The 17,965-nt window shown below is 70.7% G+C and carries 19 protein-coding genes and 1 pseudogene; 10 read left to right on the top strand and 10 right to left on the bottom strand.

Annotation, left to right across the window (positions count from 1 at the left end; genetic code table 11):
• Positions 1-3 precede the first annotated feature (3 nt).
• Genes hutU through hutH form a run of 5 tightly spaced genes read left to right on the top strand, consistent with a single transcriptional unit; the run spans position 4 to position 6,743 of the window.
• Positions 4-1,635, top strand: a complete 1,632-nt coding sequence (hutU, locus tag AB0M02_RS09545) for a urocanate hydratase (protein WP_364223973.1) — start codon at positions 4-6, stop codon at positions 1,633-1,635.
• Entirely contained in the window at positions 1,632-2,786 is a 1,155-nt protein-coding gene (locus AB0M02_RS09540) for an allantoate amidohydrolase (RefSeq protein ID WP_364223971.1), read from the top strand. Before hutU ends, AB0M02_RS09540 begins: the two co-directional genes overlap by 4 nt.
• Positions 2,783-4,063 (top strand): formimidoylglutamate deiminase, encoded by a 1,281-nt coding sequence (locus tag AB0M02_RS09535; RefSeq protein WP_364223969.1) that lies wholly within the window; start codon positions 2,783-2,785, stop codon positions 4,061-4,063. The genes AB0M02_RS09540 and AB0M02_RS09535 overlap by 4 nt, the downstream gene beginning before the upstream one ends.
• Entirely contained in the window at positions 4,060-5,211 is a 1,152-nt protein-coding gene (gene hutI, locus AB0M02_RS09530) for an imidazolonepropionase (protein ID WP_364223967.1), read from the top strand. The genes AB0M02_RS09535 and hutI overlap by 4 nt, the downstream gene beginning before the upstream one ends.
• A complete protein-coding gene (gene hutH, locus AB0M02_RS09525; protein ID WP_364223965.1) occupies positions 5,208-6,743 on the top strand; it encodes a histidine ammonia-lyase in 1,536 nt (511 codons plus the stop codon). Before hutI ends, hutH begins: the two co-directional genes overlap by 4 nt.
• Here the strand turns inward: hutH and AB0M02_RS09520 are convergent.
• The 5 genes from AB0M02_RS09520 to AB0M02_RS09500 all read right to left on the bottom strand — a co-directional run bounded on the left by AB0M02_RS09520 (position 6,736) and on the right by AB0M02_RS09500 (position 11,460).
• A complete protein-coding gene (locus tag AB0M02_RS09520; RefSeq protein ID WP_364223963.1) occupies positions 6,736-7,983 on the bottom strand; it encodes an ATP-binding protein in 1,248 nt (415 codons plus the stop codon). The two genes, hutH and AB0M02_RS09520, sit on opposite strands and share 8 nt — an antisense overlap.
• Positions 7,984-8,089: 106 nt before the next feature.
• Positions 8,090-8,704 carry an RdgB/HAM1 family non-canonical purine NTP pyrophosphatase gene (gene rdgB / locus AB0M02_RS09515; protein WP_364223961.1) on the bottom strand — a complete coding sequence of 205 codons (615 nt, stop codon included), beginning with the start codon at positions 8,702-8,704 and terminating at the stop codon, positions 8,090-8,092.
• The gene (gene rph, locus AB0M02_RS09510; protein WP_364223959.1) at positions 8,701-9,429 is read right to left on the bottom strand and encodes a ribonuclease PH; all 729 of its coding nucleotides are present in this window, start codon (positions 9,427-9,429) and stop codon (positions 8,701-8,703) included. Before rph ends, rdgB begins: the two co-directional genes overlap by 4 nt.
• 10 nt (positions 9,430-9,439) lie before the next feature.
• Positions 9,440-10,642: a glycosyltransferase gene (locus AB0M02_RS09505; RefSeq protein ID WP_364223957.1), complete on the bottom strand. Its 1,203-nt coding sequence runs from the start codon at positions 10,640-10,642 to the stop codon at positions 9,440-9,442.
• Positions 10,643-10,713: 71 nt separating this feature from the next.
• Positions 10,714-11,460, bottom strand: a complete 747-nt coding sequence (locus tag AB0M02_RS09500) for an MBL fold metallo-hydrolase (protein ID WP_364223955.1) — start codon at positions 11,458-11,460, stop codon at positions 10,714-10,716.
• Positions 11,461-11,823: 363 nt separating this feature from the next.
• Between AB0M02_RS09500 and AB0M02_RS09495 the strand changes: the two genes are divergently transcribed.
• Positions 11,824-12,120, top strand: a complete 297-nt coding sequence (locus AB0M02_RS09495; RefSeq protein WP_364223953.1) for a hypothetical protein — start codon at positions 11,824-11,826, stop codon at positions 12,118-12,120.
• Positions 12,121-12,133: 13 nt separating this feature from the next.
• Here the strand turns inward: AB0M02_RS09495 and AB0M02_RS09490 are convergent, their stop codons facing one another.
• From AB0M02_RS09490 to clpS, 5 genes and pseudogenes are all read right to left on the bottom strand, one after another.
• Entirely contained in the window at positions 12,134-13,099 is a 966-nt protein-coding gene (locus tag AB0M02_RS09490; protein WP_364223951.1) for a cysteine synthase, read from the bottom strand.
• A gap of 5 nt (positions 13,100-13,104) precedes the next feature.
• Positions 13,105-13,419: a MoaD/ThiS family protein gene (locus AB0M02_RS09485; protein ID WP_364223949.1), complete on the bottom strand. Its 315-nt coding sequence runs from the start codon at positions 13,417-13,419 to the stop codon at positions 13,105-13,107.
• Positions 13,420-13,471: 52 nt separating this feature from the next.
• Positions 13,472-13,968: pseudogene (locus AB0M02_RS09480) on the bottom strand (M67 family metallopeptidase).
• A 60-nt stretch (positions 13,969-14,028) separates the two neighbouring features.
• Entirely contained in the window at positions 14,029-14,529 is a 501-nt protein-coding gene (locus tag AB0M02_RS09475; RefSeq protein ID WP_364223947.1) for a DUF2017 domain-containing protein, read from the bottom strand.
• A gap of 19 nt (positions 14,530-14,548) precedes the next feature.
• On the bottom strand, positions 14,549-14,839 hold the full coding sequence (gene clpS / locus AB0M02_RS09470) for an ATP-dependent Clp protease adapter ClpS (RefSeq protein ID WP_364223945.1): 291 nt from the start codon (positions 14,837-14,839) through the stop codon (positions 14,549-14,551).
• A 119-nt stretch (positions 14,840-14,958) separates the two neighbouring features.
• Here clpS and AB0M02_RS09465 point away from each other — a divergent pair, with 119 nt between their 5' ends.
• Genes AB0M02_RS09465 through AB0M02_RS09450 form a run of 4 tightly spaced genes read left to right on the top strand, consistent with a single transcriptional unit; the run spans position 14,959 to position 17,959 of the window.
• Positions 14,959-16,245, top strand: coding sequence for a nicotinate phosphoribosyltransferase (locus AB0M02_RS09465; protein WP_364223943.1), 1,287 nt, complete (start codon positions 14,959-14,961; stop codon positions 16,243-16,245).
• Positions 16,246-16,256: 11 nt separating this feature from the next.
• Positions 16,257-16,835, top strand: coding sequence for a nicotinamidase (locus tag AB0M02_RS09460; RefSeq protein WP_364223941.1), 579 nt, complete (start codon positions 16,257-16,259; stop codon positions 16,833-16,835).
• Positions 16,825-17,307, top strand: a complete 483-nt coding sequence (locus tag AB0M02_RS09455; protein WP_364223939.1) for a GNAT family N-acetyltransferase — start codon at positions 16,825-16,827, stop codon at positions 17,305-17,307. Before AB0M02_RS09460 ends, AB0M02_RS09455 begins: the two co-directional genes overlap by 11 nt.
• 4 nt (positions 17,308-17,311) lie before the next feature.
• Positions 17,312-17,959 carry a GNAT family N-acetyltransferase gene (locus AB0M02_RS09450; RefSeq protein WP_364223937.1) on the top strand — a complete coding sequence of 216 codons (648 nt, stop codon included), beginning with the start codon at positions 17,312-17,314 and terminating at the stop codon, positions 17,957-17,959.
• Positions 17,960-17,965 lie beyond the last annotated feature (6 nt).

Raw genomic sequence — 17,965 nt, 5'->3', positions numbered from 1 at the left:
ACGATGTCCGAGATTCGCGCGCCGCGCGGTTCCACGTACACCTCAAAGGGTTGGCCGCAAGAGGCCGCCAAGCGGATGCTGATGAACAACCTTGACCCCGACGTGGCTGAAAGGCCGCAGGATCTGGTGGTCTATGGCGGCACCGGGCGCGCGGCCCGCGACTGGCGTTCGTTCCACGCGATCATCCGTGAGCTGGACGAGCTGAAGGGTGACGAGACGCTGCTGGTGCAGTCCGGCAAGCCGGTCGGTGTGCTGCGCACGCACGAGTGGGCGCCGCGGGTGCTGATCGCGAACTCGAACCTGGTCGGCGACTGGGCCACCTGGCCGGAGTTCCGACGGTTGGAGCAACTCGGCCTGACCATGTACGGGCAGATGACCGCCGGTTCGTGGATCTACATCGGGACGCAGGGCATCCTGCAGGGCACCTATGAGACGTTCGCCGCGGTGGCCGCCAAGAAGTTCGGTGGCAGTCTGGCCGGGACGCTGACGCTGACCGGCGGCTGTGGCGGCATGGGTGGCGCCCAGCCGCTCGCCGTGACGATGAACGGCGGCGTCTGCCTGATCGTGGACGTGGACCGCACCCGGCTGCAGCGGCGGATGGACACGCGGTACCTGGACGTGATCGCCGACGACCTCGACCAGGCCGTGGAAATCGCCATCACGGCGAAAAGGGAGCGCCGAGCGCTTAGTGTCGGCGTGGTGGCGAACGCCGCAATTGCCTTCCCGGAACTGCTGGTCAAGGGCATCGAGATCGACATCGTGACGGACCAGACAAGCGCACACGACCCGCTCAGCTACCTGCCGGTCGGCGTCGAACTCGACGACGCCGCGGAGTATGCGCGGACCAAGCCCGACGAGTTCACCGACCGGGCGCGGGCAAGCATGGCCAAGCAGGTCGCCGCGATGGTCGGGTTCCAGGACGCCGGTGCCGAGGTGTTCGACTACGGCAACTCGATCCGGGGCGAGGCGAAGCTGGCCGGTTACGAGCGGGCGTTCGACTTCCCCGGGTTCGTCCCGGCGTACATCCGGCCGCTGTTCGCCGAGGGCAAGGGCCCGTTCCGCTGGGCGGCGCTCTCCGGTGACCCGGCCGACATCGCCGCCACCGACGCGGCGGTGCTCGACCTGTTCCCGGAGAACGAGCAACTGGCCCGCTGGATCCGGATGGCCGGCGAGCGGGTGGCGTTCCAGGGTCTGCCCGCCCGGATCTGCTGGCTCGGGTACGGCGAGCGCGACAGGGCCGGCGTCCGCTTCAACGAGATGGTCGCCGACGGCACGCTGAAAGCGCCGATCGTGATCGGCCGCGACCACCTGGACTCCGGGTCGGTGGCCTCGCCGTACCGGGAGACCGAGGCGATGCTGGACGGCTCGGACGCAATCGCCGACTGGCCGCTGCTGAACGCTCTGGTGAACACCGCGTCCGGCGCGAGCTGGGTGTCGATCCACCACGGCGGCGGTGTGGGTATCGGGCGCAGCATCCACGCCGGTCAGGTCTGTGTGGCCGACGGCACCGCACTGGCCGGGCAGAAGATCGAGCGGGTGCTGACCAACGACCCGGCGATGGGCGTTCTGCGCCACGTGGACGCCGGGTACGAGTCGGACTCCGCCTCCGGCGTGACGATTCCGATGAGCCGATGAGCACGTTCGGCGACCTCTGGGCGGAGATCGCGCCGGTCGGACGGGACGCCGGCGGCGGTTACCTGCGGTATGCGCTGACCCCACCCGAGCTGACGCTGCGCGACTGGTTCCGCACTCAGGCCGAACGAAGGGACATGCTGGTCACCGACGACGGCAACGGGAATCTCTTCGCGTGGCGGGACGAACCGTGGGCGCCCGGGACGGTGCTGACGGGTTCGCATTTCGACTCCGTTCCGTACGGAGGCGGATATGACGGCCCGCTCGGGATCGTGAGCGCTTTCCTGGCCGTGGACCGGCTCGACCGGGGGCGCAGGGTCGGGATCGCGGCGTTCGTCGAGGAGGAGGGTGCCCGGTTCGGCGTACCCTGTCTGGGTTCGAGGCTTCTGACCGGTGTGATGGACCCGGACCGCGCGGCCGGGCTGACCGACCGCGACGGCGTCTCCTTCGCCGAGGCGCTCGGCGCCCGGCCGGTGGGCGCACTGAAGGAATTCGGACAGATCTCGGCCGTCGTCGAGTTGCACATCGAGCAGGGCCGCGCCCTGGAGACGCCGGTCGGCGTGGCGAGCGCGATCTGGCCGCACGGTCGCTGGCGGATCGACTTCGCCGGCGTCGGCGACCACGCCGGCACCACCCGGATGACCGACCGGCACGACCCGATGCTGACGTTCGCGTTCACCGTGCTGGCCGCCAACAAGGAGGCCCGGCTGGCCGGCGCGCACGCCACGATGGGCCGGGTCCAGGCCGAGCCGAACGCCACCAACGCCATCCCGTCACTGGTCCGGGGCTGGCTGGACGCCCGCGCCGCGGACACCGCCACGTTGGACCGGCTGGTCGACGCGCTGGTGAAGAAGGCGACCGAGCGGGCCGGCCGGGACGGCACCGAGCTGACCGTGACGCCCGAGTCGGTGACCGGCGAGGTCGCGTTCGACACCGAGCTGGCCCGCCGGATCTCCGCCCTTCTCGGGGACGCGCCGATCCTGCCGACCGGCGCCGGGCACGACGCCGGGGTGCTCTCCGCGTTCGTGCCGACCGCGATGCTGTTCGTCCGCAACCCGACCGGGGTGTCGCACGCTCCCGCCGAGCACGCCACCGACGCCGACTGCCAAGCCGGGGTGGAGGCGCTGGCCACGGTGCTGGAGGAACTGACGTGAGGTACTTCGCGGAGCACGCGTGGGTCGCCGGCCGCGTCGAGCGGGACGTGCTGATCGAGGTGAGCGACGGCCGCTTCGCCGCGGTCACGCCCGGCGCGCCCGCGGACGGCGAGCGGCTGCCCGGCCTGGTCCTGCCGGGGCTCGCGAACGCGCACTCGCACGCCTTCCACCGGGCGCTGCGCGGGCGTACCCAGGGGAAGGGCAGCTTCTGGACCTGGCGGGAGCAGATGTACGCGGTGGCCGCCTGCCTCGAGCCGGACACCTACCTGGCGCTCGCGCGGGCCGTCTACGCCGAGATGGCGCTGGCCGGGATCACCTGTGTCGGCGAGTTCCACTACCTGCACCACGCGGCGGGCGGCGTCCGTTACGCCGATCCGAACGCGATGGGCGCGGCGCTGATCCAGGCGGCCGCCGAGGCGGGCATCCGGATCACGCTGCTGGACACGCTCTACCTGACGGCGAACGTGGACGGTGCGCCGCTGTCCGGCGTTCAGGAGCGGTTCGGCGACGGTGACGCGGAGGGCTGGGCCGCGCGGGTGGGCGCGCTGGGTGCGGCGGCGCACGCCCGCGTCGGTGCGGCAATTCATTCCGTACGGGCGGTGCCCGCCGACCAGCTGAAGGTGCTCGCCGGGCGCGGCCCGCTGCACGTACACCTCTCCGAGCAACGCGCCGAGAACGAGCAGTGCCGGGCCGTGCACGGCTGCTCCCCCACCGAGCTGCTCGACCGCCACGGAGTTCTCGGTCCCGCCACGACCGCGGTGCACGCCACCCACCTCACCGGCGGCGACATCGAGACGCTCGGCCGCACCGGCACCGGGGTGTGCCTCTGCCCGACCACCGAGCGCGACCTCGCCGACGGCATCGGCCCGGCCGGGCGGCTGGCCGGTGCCGGGGTGCCGCTCAGCCTCGGCAGCGACAGCCACGCCGTGATCGACATGTTCGAGGAGGCGCGCGGGCTGGAGATGCACGAGCGGCTCGCCGCCGAGAGCCGCGGGCACTTCGCGGCGCCGGACCTGGTCGCGGCGTCCACCGGGCACGCGGCCCTGGGCTGGGACGACGCCGGCGCGATCGAGCCCGGCAGGCACGCCGACCTGGTCGCGGTGTCGTTGTCGAGCGTGCGGACCGCGGGCGCGGCACCGGAACAGGCGATCTTCGCGGCCACGGCGGCCGACGTCACCCACGTGATCAGCGGCGGCCGGGCGATCGTGGCCGGCGGCCGTCATCTGACCATCGACGTGCCGAGGGCACTGGCCGAGTCGATCGGAGCTGTCACATGAGTCTGGTTGTCACGAACATCGGTGAGCTGATCACCAATGATCCGGAGCGGGGCGTCCGGCGCGATGCCGCGGTGGTCGTCGACGGCGACGAGATCGTCTGGGTGGGCGACTCCGCCGAGGCGCCGGCGGCCGACCTGCGGCTGGACGCGGACGGTGCCGCCGTGCTGCCCGGGTTCGTGGACAGCCACTCGCACCTGATCTTCGCGGGTGACAGGGCTGCGGAGTTCGGGGCGCGGATGGCCGGCGAGCGGTACACCGGTGGCGGTATCCGTACGACGGTCGAGGCCACCCGCGCGGCGAGCGACGACGAGCTGCGCCGCAGCGCGCGGCGCCTGGCGAGCGAGGCGCTGCGGCAGGGCACCACCACGCTGGAGATCAAATCGGGGTACGGGCTGAGCGTCGCCGACGAGACCCGGTCGCTGCGACTGGCCGCCGAACTGACCGAGGAGACCACGTTCCTCGGCGCGCACGTGGTGCCGTCCGAGTACGCCGACCGGGGCGCCGACGAGTACGTCGACCTGGTCCGCGGCGAGATGCTGGAGGCGGCCGCCAAACACGCGAAGTGGATCGACGTCTTCTGCGACCGCGGCGCGTTCGACGGTGAACAGGCCCGCGCCATCCTGAAGGCCGGCGCCGAACGTGGCCTGGGCCTTCGGGTGCACGCCAATCAGCTCGGCCCGGGACCCGGAGTGCGGCTGGCCGTCGAGATGGGTGCGGCCAGCGCCGACCACTGCACGCATCTGGACGACGCCGATGTGGACGCGCTGGCCGGCTCGGACACCGTGGCGACCCTGCTCCCGGGTGCGGAGTTCTCCACCCGCTCGCCCTATCCGGACGCGCGCCGACTTCTGGACGCGGGGATCACGGTCGCGCTGGCCACCGACTGCAACCCCGGTTCGTCCTACACGACGTCCATGCCTTTTTGTGTAGCTCTCGCCGTACGCGAAATGGGTCTGACCCCGACCGAAGCCGTCACCGCGGCAACCGCTGGTGGCGCCGCGGCCCTGCGCCGCACCGACCTCGGCCGCATCTCACCCGGCGCCCGGGCCGACCTGATCGTGCTTGACGCCCCCTCCCACCTGCACCTCGCCTACCGGCCCGGTGTGCCCCTGATCCGACACGTCCTGCAGCACGGAGCCCCCCGATGAACGTCACCGTCCAGCACACCGGCATCACCCCCGCCGACGTGCTCGCCGTCGCCCGCGGCGACGCCCGCGTCGAGATCTCCCCCGCCGCCGTCGAGGCGATGGCCACGAGCCGCGCCATCGTCGACGACATCGAGTCGTCCGGTCGGCCCGTCTACGGCGTGTCCACCGGCTTCGGCGCACTCGCCAACACCTCGATCGCCCCGCAGCGCCGCGCCGAACTGCAGCACGCGCTGATCCGCTCGCACGCCGCGGGTGTCGGCGCACCGATGCCGCGCGAGGTGGTCCGGGCGATGATGCTGCTGCGGGTACGCTCGCTCGCCCTCGGCCGCTCCGGCGTGCGCCCGGTGCTCGCGCAGGGCCTGGTCGACCTGCTCAACCACGACATCACCCCGTGGGTGCCGGAGCACGGCTCGCTGGGCGCGTCCGGCGACCTGGCGCCGCTCGCACACTGCGCGATCGTGCTGCTCGGCGAGGGCTGGGTGCTCGGCAAGGACGGCGCCCGGATCTCCGCCGCCGAGGCACTGCACGGCGCCGGGCTGCGGCCCCTCGACCTGGCCGCCAAGGAGGGCCTCGCGCTGATCAACGGCACCGACGGCATGCTCGGCATGCTGCTGCTGGCGATCGCCGACGCCGCGCACCTGTTCACCATGGCGGACGTGACCGCGGCGCTGGCGATCGAGGCGATGCTGGGATCAGAACGACCGTTCCTGCCGGAGCTGCACACGATCCGCCCGCACCCGGGGCAGGCGGCGTCGGCCGCCAACATCCACCGGCTCCTGCAGGACTCCTCGATCATGGACTCGCACCGGGACGACCTGGCGCACGCGGTGCAGGACGCGTACTCGATGCGCTGCGCGCCGCAGGTGGCCGGCGCGGCACGGGACACCCTGGACTTCGTCCGGCTGGTCAGCTCGCGCGAGCTGGTGTCCGTCGTGGACAACCCGGTGGTGCTGCCGGACGGCCGGGTCGAGTCCACCGGCAACTTCCACGGCGCGCCGCTCGGGTTCGCCGCCGACTACCTGGCGATTGCCGCGGCCGAGGTGGGCGCGATCGCCGAGCGCCGGGTGGACCGCCTGCTGGACGTCACCCGCTCCCGTTCACTGCCACCTTTCCTGTCACCCGACGCGGGTGTGAACTCGGGCCTGATGATCGCCCAGTACACGGCGGCCGGCATCGTCGCCGAGAACCGCAGGCTGGCCTCACCGGCGTCGGTGGACTCGCTGCCGACAAGCGGCATGCAGGAGGACCACGTGTCGATGGGCTGGGCGGCGGCGAAGAAGCTGCGCACGGTCCTGGACAACCTGACGAGTCTGCTGGCTGTGGAGTTGCTGTCGGCGGTCCGGGGGTTGCAGCTGCGCGCGCCGCTGGTGCCGTCGCCGGCTGGGCGGGCGGCGGTCGCGGCGGTGACGCCGTTCGCCGGCGGGCCGGGACCGGATGTGTTCCTGGCGCCGGTGCTGGAGCAGGCACGTGAGGTGGTCGCCGGGCCTTCGCTGCGCGCGCAGATCGAGGCGGCGGTGGGGCAGCTCAGCTGACCTGCCACAACGCGCTCACCGGGACCGCACGCATCTTCTCGCCGAACGGAAGTGTGCTCGTCCCGGTGTAGAGGACGATCCCGGCGATCAGGTCGTCACCGAGCCGTTCCCCGATGCGTCGCAGCCCGCGGAAATCGTCGGAGCGGACCGTCGAGGACGCCTTCACCTCGATGGCGACGACCTGGCGTCGCCGGTTCTCCAGGATGACGTCGACCTCGACCTTGTTATGGTCGCGGTAGTGGAAGATGTCGACGAGTTGCTCCGACCAGGTCGCCTGGCGGGCCAGCTCGGAGATCACGAAGCCCTCGAGCAGCGGGCCCAGCGGCTCACCCGGGCGCAGCAGCCGGTGTGTGTCCACCGACAGCTGCTGGGAAGCGATGCCACTGTCGACGAAGACCAGTTTCGGCGCCTGGGTGACGCGGCTGCCCAGGTTGCGCGACCAGCCCGGGATCCGCTTGATCAGGAAGACCTCTTCGAGGATCCGCAGGTAGCGGGCGATGGTCGGACGGCTCAGTCCCAGTTCTGACTCGAGCGCTCCGGCGGCGATCAGGCCGGCCGACCGGGCAGCGAGCAGGCGGACCAGCGCGCGCAGCTGGGGCGCCTGCTCGATCCGCACCAGTTCGCGCACGTCGCGGTCGATGAGGGCCTGAACGTAGCTGTCCAGGAAGCGGCTTCGGCGGCGGCCGTCGGACCGGGAGACCGCCTCGGGCAGCCCGCCCCGCACGATGCGGGCCGCATAGTCCGCGCGGCTCACGGTGGACTCGTGGCGCAGCGTGGGCCCCTCGGCGAAGGCCGCGTCGATGAACCCGTCCGGCGTGCCGTCGATCTCGCCCTGGGAGAACGGCCACAGCTCAACCGTCTCCATCCGGCCGGGCAGCGCGTCCGGGGCTCCGCGCAGGCCGAACAGCCGCGACGACCCGGTGAGCAGGAACCGGCCCGGACGGGGGTCCTCGTCGACGGTCGCTTTGATGGCCAGTAGCAGGTCCGGGATTCGCTGGATCTCGTCGATACACATCAGCTCGCTGAACGAGACGAAGCCCGTCGGGTCCGCCTGCGCGGCGGCACGATCCTGTTCCCGGTCCAAATCCCGGCGCAGGGCCGACCGATCCCCCGCGACCACCCGGACCAGCGTGCTCTTGCCGGACTGGCGTGCGCCGCTGATCAGCACGACACGGGTGTCCGCGAGCGCGGCCGCCACCTGCGTCGCGACGCGGCGCGGAACCAGGTTCGGCGAGGTCACAGCGTCACGATAGCGGTTTCAGCTTTCGATTCGCGAGGGTCGGACTTTCGATTCGCGACGCGTCGGCTTTCGATCCGCGGCGTACTTCGCTTTCGATCCGCCGCGGTTACCTCGGAAGTTCCCTGGCTATGACCTTGGCCAGCTCGCGGAAGGCCTTGCCCCGGTGGCTGATCGCGTCCTTCTCGGCCGGGCTCAGCTCGGCGTTCGTCCGCTCCTGGCCGTCGCCGATGAAGATCGGGTCGTAGCCGAAGCCACCCTCACCCCGCCGCGACCGCAGCAGCCGCCCGGTCTGGCGCCCCTCGACCAGGTGCTCCCGCCCGTTCGGCAGGACCAGGGCCGCGGCGCAGACGAACGCGCCGCCGCGGTGCTCGTCGCCGACGTCGCTGATCTGGGCGAGCAGCAGGTCCAGGTTGGCCCGGTCGTCGCCGTGCCCGCCGGACCACCGGGCGCTGAAGACGCCGGGCATGCCGTTGAGCGCGTTCACCGCGATGCCGGAGTCGTCGGCCACCGTCGGCAGGCCGGTGCGCTTGGCACCCTCGCGGGCCTTGATCAGCGCGTTCTCACCGAACGTCAGGCCGGTCTCCGGCACGTCCGGGTAGCCGGGGAAGTCACCGAGGCCGGCCAGCTCGACCTGGTGCAGGCCGAGCGCGGCGTCCAGGATGCGCTGCAGCTCGGCGAGCTTCTTCTTGTTGCCGGTCGCCAGCAGCAGGCGGGCGCTCATGCGGCCAGAGCCTTCGCCTGAGCGGCGGCGAGCTCCGAGCAGCCGAGCACACCGAGATCGAGCAGCTCGTCCATCTGGGCACGGCGGAACACGCCGTTCTCACCGGTGCCCTGCACCTCGACGAAGTCGCCGGCGGCGGTGCACACCACGTTCATGTCGACCTCGGCGGTGACGTCCTCGTCGTAGTTGAGGTCGAGCCGCGCCTCGCCGTCGATGATCCCGACGCTGACCGCCTGGATCGAGGTGTGCAGCACCTTCTCCACCCGGCCGGCCAGCGACTTGCGGTCGGCCAGCCAGGTCACCGCGTCGTGCAGCGCGACGAACGCGCCGGTGATCGCGGCCGTGCGGGTGCCGCCGTCGGCCTGCAGCACGTCGCAGTCCAGCACGATCGAGTTCTCCCCGAGGGCCTTCAGGTCGATGCAGGCCCGCAGGCTGCGCCCGATCAGCCGGGAGATCTCCTGGGTCCGCCCGCCGACCTTGCCCTTGACGCTCTCCCGGTCGCCGCGGGTGTTCGTCGCGCGGGGCAGCATCGCGTATTCCGCGGTCACCCAGCCGAGCCCGGAACCCTTGCGCCAGCGGGGCACCCCCTCGGTGACGCTCGCGGTGCAGAGCACCCGGGTGTTGCCGAACTCCACCAGCACCGAACCTTCGGGGTGGATGCTCCAGTGCCGGGTCAGGGTCACCGGCCGCAGCTGGTCGGCCGTCCGGCCGTCGGGTCGCGCCATGCCCCCAACCCTATGCGTAGCGTGTCGCGCCCGCTTCGTCCGCCCCGGGCTTCCGGCTGTGCGGCACAGCGGGCCGCAGCCGGGCGGCCGCCGCCGGGACGGGCACCGAGGCGGGAAGTGCCTCGTGCGCCTCCAGGAAGCCCTGGACCGACCGCTGCCACCCGAAGTTCTCGGCGCGGGCCCGTGCCGCCGCGCGGCGCTCGACGCGGGGCCGCTCCATCAGCGACGTCACCGCATCGGCGAACGCCTCGGCGCTGCCGGGAACGGCCACACCGGCGTCGCCGACCACCTCGGGCAGCGCGCTCTGCTCGTTGACCACCACCGGGGTGCCGCAGGCCAGCGACTCCAGCGCGGCCAGGCCGAACGTCTCCACCGGTCCGGGCGAGAGCGTCACGTCCGCGCTGGCCAGCAGCGCGGCCACGTCGGCGCGGTCGGCGATGTGGCCGGCGAAACGAACCGGAAGGCGGGCCGCACGGTACGCCAGCGAGGTCCGCCGAGTCCCGTCCCCGGCCATCACCAGGACCGCCGGGACCTTCCCGTTGCGCAGCGCCGCGACCGCGTCCACGGCCAGCTCGGGCCGTTTCGCCGCGGAGAGCCGGCTGGCGTAGACGACCAGCAGCTCGTCGGGTCTCGCGTACCGCGAGCGCACGCCGACGTCCATCCGGCTCGGGTGGAAGACGTCCAGGTCCACGCCGAGCGGGACCTCGACCAGGTTGGGCACGTCCAGGCGGCGGAACTCGGCGGCCGCGAACGAGGTGGTGCAGACGATCGTGTCGAACGCCTCGGCGGTCCGCTGGTTGAACCGGTCGGCGAGCGCGTCGCGTTTCGGCATCCCCCAGACGCCGAGCAGGCCGGCCAGGCTCTCGTGGGAGACCATCATCGAGCGGACGCCGCGCTGGCGGGCCCAGGTGCCGGTCCAGCGCAGGGTGGTGCGATCGGAGACCTCGATCCGGTCCGGCTCCAGGCTGTCCAGCAGCCTGGTCAGCTCGCGCCGGCCGGCCAGCACGCGGTATCCACCGGTGCGGGGCAGCGGAGCGCTGGGGAGCGTGATGACCCGGCCCTGCCTGGTCATCTTGTCGGAGTGACGACGACCCGGGACGACGAGGACCGCCTCATGGCCGGCGCGCTGGTAACCGCGGCCGAGTTGCCGGAGTGCGGTGCGGAGTCCGCCGGTGTGGACCGTGACGAAGTTGGCCAGGCGAACGATACGCATGCAACAACTCCAAGATCACGACAACCGGTCCCAACCCCCCGTTACCGGCTCATCTTTCCCCCCGTACCGGCTCAGAGATCGTATCTGGCACCGGGACGGACGACTTCGACCGGCCCCGCGTACGCGGCGCAGGCAGCCTCCACAATAGAGGCCTCACTGGCCCAAGCAGGTACCAAATGGGTCAATAGAAGCCGGCCCACGTCCGCCTTGGTGGCCGCCTCGCCCGCCTCGCCGCCGGTCAGGTGCAGGTCAGGGGGGTTCGGCACACCGTCGAGGTAGCTCGCCTCGCACAGGAACAGATCGGCGCCCGCGGCGAGTCGCAGGAGGGCTTCGCACGGCGCGGTGTCCGACGAGTACGCCAGCACGCGCCCGTTGTGCTCGATCCGCACCCCGTACGTCTCGACCGGGTGGTTGACCCGGTCGACGGTGACGGTGAGCGGGCCGATCGGGAACGTCCCCGGCTGCAGCCCGTAGAACGTGTAGACGTCGTCGACGGGCTCGCCCTCGGTGCTGTAGGCGGCGGCGATCCGCTCAGCCGCGCCCAGCGGCGCATAGACGGGAACCGCCGGCAGCGGGCCGGCGGGGTCGTAACGGCGGACCACCACGTACGTACACGCGTCCATCATGTGGTCGCAGTGCAGGTGGGTGAGAAGGATGGCGTCGACCTTGCGCATGTCCGAATACCGCTGGAGCGCGGAGAGCGAACCCGATCCGAAGTCGATCAAGAGTCGGTACCCCTCGGCCTCCACGAGATAGGCCGAACACGCCGACTCGGGGCCGGGGAAACTGCCGGCACAACCGAGAACGGTTAGTCGCATGCGGGTCCCTCTGGCTCACATCGGGTCGAACAACACCGGGTCGTCCACGCCCCGCCGGACCGGTCCGCGCTGGACTTCTCAGACCAGTCAATCACGCAGCGAAGCGTACGCCCCGACCAGTGCTTGGCGTTAACAACTGATCGATTTGTCGCTAAATCGACAACGCACATCACAACCGTCGTGACCTCGGTCATCACGATTTCCGCCGTTACGCCGAGTAAGGCAGATGCGTTGCACAGGGTAGTACCTCGAAGGTCAACTTCAGGAGGCCATGTGACCGCCGTCGAACAGGCCCGCACTACCCCTGCGCCGAGTCCGGGAAACACTCCTCTCGTTCCGTGGACCACGGAAGAACCGGCGGCATTGCGATTCCCGGCACCCGACGATCCGGCGCCCAGCGCGCGGCGGATGCTGGGGATGGCGATCTACGGCTCGGGGCTCGGCCTGACCGGTGTCGCGGTGGGCCTGTACGCGGTGGTGGCGGTGTTCGGCGGGGCGCCGGGCTGGTACCTGCCGGTGCTGGCACTGCTCACGCTGATGAGCGTGGCGCCGGCGGCGGCCGCGTTCCTCGCCGTCCACCAGCGGAGGCTGCCGTGGATGCTGATGCTGGCGGCAGCCCCGCCGATGATGACCGCGGTGCTGGTGGCCCTGCAGTACTAGAGCCAAACAGGTTCTAAGCCCAGAGTTGCCCGTCGAGGGCTTCTTCGGCGTCGTTCAGCGTGCCGCCGTACGCGCCCGTCGACAGGTACTTCCAGCCGCCGTCGGCGATCACGAAGGCGACGTCGGCACGCTTGCCCGCCTTGACCGCCTCGTGCGCCACGGCGAGCGCGGCGTGCAGGATCGCGCCGCTGGAGAAGCCGGCGAAGATGCCCTCGACGTCGACGAGCTGGCGGGTCCGCAGCACGGCGTCGCGGGTGCCGACCGAGAACCGGCGGTCGAGGACGCTCGCGTCGTACAGCTCGGGGACGTAGCCCTCGTCGATGTTGCGCAGACCGTAGACGAGTTCGCCGTACCGCGGCTCGGCGGCCACGATCTGGATGCCCTCGACCTTCTCCTTGAGGAAGCGGCCGGTGCCCATCAGCGTGCCGGTGGTGCCCAGGCCCGCAACGAAGTGGGTGATCGTCGGCAGGTCGTGCAGCAGCTCGGGACCGGTGGTCTCGAAGTGCGCGCGGGCGTTCGCCGGATTGCCGTACTGGAACAGCATCTTCCAGTCGGGGTGCTCGGCGGCGATCTGCTTCGCGGTCGCCACGGCCTGGTTGGAGCCGCCCGCCGCCGGCGAGAAAATGATCTCCGCGCCGTACATCCGGAGCATCTGGGTGCGCTCGGCCGAGACGTTCTCCGGCATCACGCAGACCAGCCGGTAACCGCGCAGCTTGGCCACCATCGCCAGGGCGATGCCGGTGTTGCCGCTGGTCGGCTCGAGGATGGTGTCACCGGGGCGCAGGTGCCCGGACTCCTCGGCCTCGCGCACCATGAACAGCGCCGCGCGGTCCTTGATGCTGCCGGTCGGATTCCGGTCCTCGAGCTTGGCCCACAGCCGCACCGGCGGCGCCCCCTCGGGCACCACCGGTGAGAGCCGGGGCAGGCCGACGAGCGGCGTGCCCCCGCAAGCGTCGAGCAGGCTCTCGAAACGAGCCATGAGAACTAAACCCCGAGGAGAGCGGCCGCGGCCGCGAACCCGAGAGCGCCACCGGCCACGGCCGGGAGGATGGTGATCGAGTCACCGTCGTTGAGCTTCGCGTCGAGCGCGCCGAGGAACCGTACGTCCTCGTCGTTGACGTAGATGTTGACGAACCGGTGCAGGTTGCCCTCGGGGGTGATCAGCCGCCCCTTGAGGCCGTTGTGCTTGGCGTCCAGGTCGTCGATCAGGGCGGTGAGGCTGTCACCGGCGCCCTCGACGACCTTGGCGCCGCCGGTGTAGCTGCGCAGGATGGTGGGAACGCGAACTTCGATGGCCATGACTGTCATGCTCCTAGAGACGTCGTACGAGAAAGGGTCGGTCGGGTCGCTGTTAACGGCAGCGACACTCGTAGAAGACCGACGCCGGGCTCTGCCCGAACATGTACGACTGCACGGAGGTGGAAATCACGCCTTCACCGTCGCATCCACGATGTTGACCTCTTCTTCGGTCACCACACCGTCCACGATACGGAACGACCGGATCTCCTCGGCGTCCGGCTCGCGGGTTGAGACGAGGAGATAGTGCGCACCGGGCTCGCCCGCGAAGGAGATGTCGGTGCGCGACGGATAGGCCTCGGTGGCGGTGTGCGAGTGGTAGATGACCACCGGCTCCTCGTCGAGGTCGTCCATCTCGCGCCAGACCCGCAGCTGCTCCATCGAGTCGAACTCGTAGAACGTCATCGAGCGCGCGGCGTTGTCCATCGGGATGTGCCGGGATGGCACGTCGCTGCCGACCGGGCCGGCGATGACGCCGCAGGCCTCGTCGGGGTGGTCCCGGCGGGCGTGGGCGACGATCGCGTCCACGATCGCACGGTCGATGGTCAGCACGTCGTTCACATTACCGTGAGATTTCCGGGCCCCGAGCGTGGCGGTCCCCACATCGGGGCGTTACTTGATCTCGGGGAGCGCGTTCAGCAACGACTCCTGGAGGTAGCCCAGGTACGCGTACACCGAAAGCTGGAACACGCGGCTCGAGCCGGGGTCGTGGAGCACGGCGTCGTCGAGCTCGTCCGCGAGGTCGGTGTCGGCCTGGATGTCGAGGCGGGTGCCCATCGCGAGCCGCGCGTCGTTGATCGCCCGCAGCCACGCCTCGGCAGCCTCGCCGTCGAGCCGGACCTCGCCCTCGCCCTCGTCCGGCAGCGCCGCGAGGATCGCACCGGCCTGGTCGATCTTGCCGGTCTTCAGATCGCCCTCGGTGTAGAGGCGGAACTCCTGCGAGTCCTCCGGGCGATCCGGGTAGATGTCCGGGAACAGCCGGGTGACCACCGGATCGGTGTGGTCCATGCCGTCGGTCAGCAGGCCGACGACTTCACCAGCAACCTTGCGCAGGACACGCACCTCGTCGTGCGCGAAGGTGGCCACGCAATGGCCGCCGCTGCGTCGGAACATGTCTAACCCCACCCGCTTGTCAGGCTCGGTCCACAGTCGCCCAGAGACCGTATCCGTGCAGTTGGTTGGCGTCCATCTCCATGCGCTCGCGAGCACCGCTGGAGACCACCGCCTTGCCCTTGGTGTGCACATCCATCATCAGCTGCTCCGCCTTCTCCTTGCTGTAGCCGAAGAGCTTCTGGAAGACCCACGTCACGTACGACATGAGGTTGACCGGGTCGTCCCAGACGATGGTCACCCACGGCCGGTCCGCGGCCGGTACTTCCTCGATCTCCGGCGTCTCGACGGGAGCAACCTGAGGCAACGCCATGCCCACCATGGTGCCACCGGATTCGGCGAACCGGTGAACCGGAGCACCGAACCGCAGGTCATTACGTGTTTGAACAGCCGCGGGCCGCACATGCCGGCCAGGCGCAATAGGGTAGGCCCGTGGATAGCATCGCGCCGGCTCTGATGACGGACCACTACGAGCTGACCATGATCAGCGCCGCGCTCAAGGACGGCACCGCCGAGCGGCGATGCGTCTTCGAGGTGTTCGCCCGGCGACTGCCCACCGGGCGCCGCTACGGCGTGGTCGCCGGCACCGGCCGCCTCATCGAGCTGATCAGGAACTTCCGGTTCGCCGAGGGTGAGATCGAGTTCCTGCGCTCGGCCGGGATCGTCGACGAGCCCACCGCGGCCTGGCTGGCGAACTATCGGTTCACCGGCGACATCGAGGGCTACGTCGAGGGTGAGTTGTTCTTCCCGGGATCGCCGATCCTGACCGTTTCCGGCAAGTTCGCCGAGTGCGTGGTGCTGGAGACCCTGATCCTGTCGGTGCTCAACCACGACAGCGCGATCGCCGCGGCCGCCGCCCGGATGGTCACCGCCGCCCGCGGCCGCCCGATCATCGAGATGGGCTCGCGGCGCACCCACGAGCACGCCGCGGTGGCCGCCGCGCGGGCCGCCTACCTGGCCGGCTTCGCCTCCACCTCGAACCTCGCGGCCGGGCAGGCGTTCGGCATACCGACCACGGGCACGTCGGCGCACGCGTTCACGCTGCTGCACGACGACGAGCCGACCGCGTTCGGGTCGCAGGTGGCGGCTCTCGGCAAGAACACCACGCTGCTGGTCGACACGTACGACATCAGCCAGGGCATCCGCAACGCCATCGCGGTGGCCGGCCCGGACCTGCGCGCCGTCCGCATCGACTCCGGCGACCTGTCCGTTCTGGCCCAGCAGTCCCGCGAGCTCCTGGACTCCCTCGGCGCCACCGAGACCAAGATCATCGTCTCCGGCGACATGGATGAGTACTCGATCGCCACCCTCGCCGCCGAGCCCGTCGACATGTACGGCGCGGGCACCGCGGTGGTCACCGGCTCCGGCGCGCCCACCGCCGGCCTGGTCTACAAGCTGGTCGAGGTCGACGGGCGCCCGGTCGTCAAGCGCTCCGAGAACAAGGCGACGGTCGGCGGCCGCAAGGTCGCGGTGCGCCGCCACAAGCCCACCGGCACCGCCATCGAGGAAATCATCTTCTCCCAGGGCGTCCCCGATCATCAGGCCAACGACCGGCTGCTCCAGCGCGGCTACATCGCCGACGGTGAGGTGCTGCCCGTGCCCGCCCTCAGCGAGTCCCGCGACCACCTGCGCCAGTGCCTGATCTCCATCCCGTGGGAGGGCCTCAAGCTCTCCGCCGGCGATCCCGCCATCCCCGTCGTCATCGTTCCCACCGCCTGAGGGGTGTTCCCGTGTCCCGAGCGCTGATCATCGTCGACGTCCAGAACGACTTCTGCGAAGGTGGCTCCCTGCCGGTCTCCGGCGGCGCCGCGGTCGCCAAGGGCATCTCCCTGGTGCTGGAGAAGGCCGGTGCCCGGTGGGAGCACGTGGTCGCCACGAAGGACTACCACGTCGATCCCGGTGCGCACTTCAGCGATCACCCGGACTTCGTCGACTCGTGGCCGGCACACTGCGTGGTCGGCTCGGGCGGCGCGGACTTCCATCCCGAGCTGGTCACCGACCGGATCGAGGCGGTCTTCCACAAGGGCGAGCATCAGGCGGCCTACTCCGGCTTCGAGGGCCACACGGAGTCGGGTGAGACCCTCGCCGGCTGGCTGCGGGGCAAGGGAGTCACCGAGGTCGAGGTTGTGGGGATCGCTACAGACCATTGCGTACGCGCAACCGCGCTCGACGCGGCCGCGAACGGATTCTCGACAACCGTGCTGCTGGAACTCACCGCGGGAGTGGCGCGGGCGACGACCGACTCGGCGCTCGAACAGTTCCGTGCCGCGTCCGTCGCGATGACCGGCGAGCCCGTCGTTGACGCTTGAGATCAGGCCCTTCACCGCGGCGGACTGGCCGGCGGTATGGGCGATCATCCAGGAGGTGATCCGGGCGCGGGAGACGTTTCCCTATGACCCGGACATGAGTTCGGCCGAGGCCCGGGACGTGTGGGCCTCCGGCCGTACCATGGTGGCGGTTTTGTCCGGAAAGGTCCTCGGCACCGCAAAGATGGGCCCCAACCGGGGTGGGCCAGGCGCGCACATCGCCACCGCGAGCTTCATGGTCGCGGCCTCCGCACGCGGCCAGGGCGTCGGCACCGGCCTGTGCCGCGAGGCGATCTCCTGGGCGAGGCATGAGGGGTACGCGGGGATGCAGTTCAACGCGGTCGTGGCCACCAACACGGCCGCCGTCTCGCTGTATGAGCGCGAGGGTTTCGAGGTGATCGGGACGGTGCCGCGGGCTTTCGAGCACCCCGCGCACGGACGGGTCGGCCTCCACGTCATGTTTATGGAATTCTAGGCGCGTGTCACGACTTATCGATATATGGCCGCCTTTTGGCCTGATCCTCGGCACTCCACGTCTGGAACTCCGCCTCCCCCGCGACGAAGAGCTCGCCGAGCTGGCCCACATCGCGGGCCTCGGAGTGCACCCGCCCGAGGAACGGCCGTTCCTCACCCCGTGGACCGAGGGCACACCGATCGACCGTGCCCGGAGGGTGCTGGCCGGGCAGTGGCACGACCTGTCCGCATGGACGCCCACCGCATGGACGCTCGCCCTGGGCGTCTTCCACGAGGCTCAGCCCATCGGCATGGTCGCGCTCACCGCCCGGGATTTCGCCGTGGTCCGGCAGGTCACCACCTGGTCGTGGCTGGGCCTGGCGCATCACCGCAAGGGTTACGGCACCGAGGCGCGGGCCGCCCTGCTCGCCCTCGCGTTCGACCACCTCGGCGCCGAATCCGCCCGCACCGACGTGTTCCAGGACAACCATGCTTCGCAGGGCGTGTCCCGCAAGCTCGGTTACGAACCCGACGGCATCTCCATCGACGCCCGGGGTACCGAGGCCCTGGTCTCCGACCGCCTCCGCCTGACCCGCGCGACCTGGGAGCGCACCGACCACCCTCCCGTCACTGTCGGCGGGCTGGATCCGTGCCTGCCGCTGTTCGGCCTGTGAAACCTG

The sequence above is a fragment of the Actinoplanes sp. NPDC051861 genome, assembly GCF_040681145.1.
Taxonomy (GTDB): domain Bacteria; phylum Actinomycetota; class Actinomycetes; order Mycobacteriales; family Micromonosporaceae; genus Actinoplanes.
This window is presented reverse-complemented; position numbering and strand designations above follow the sequence as displayed.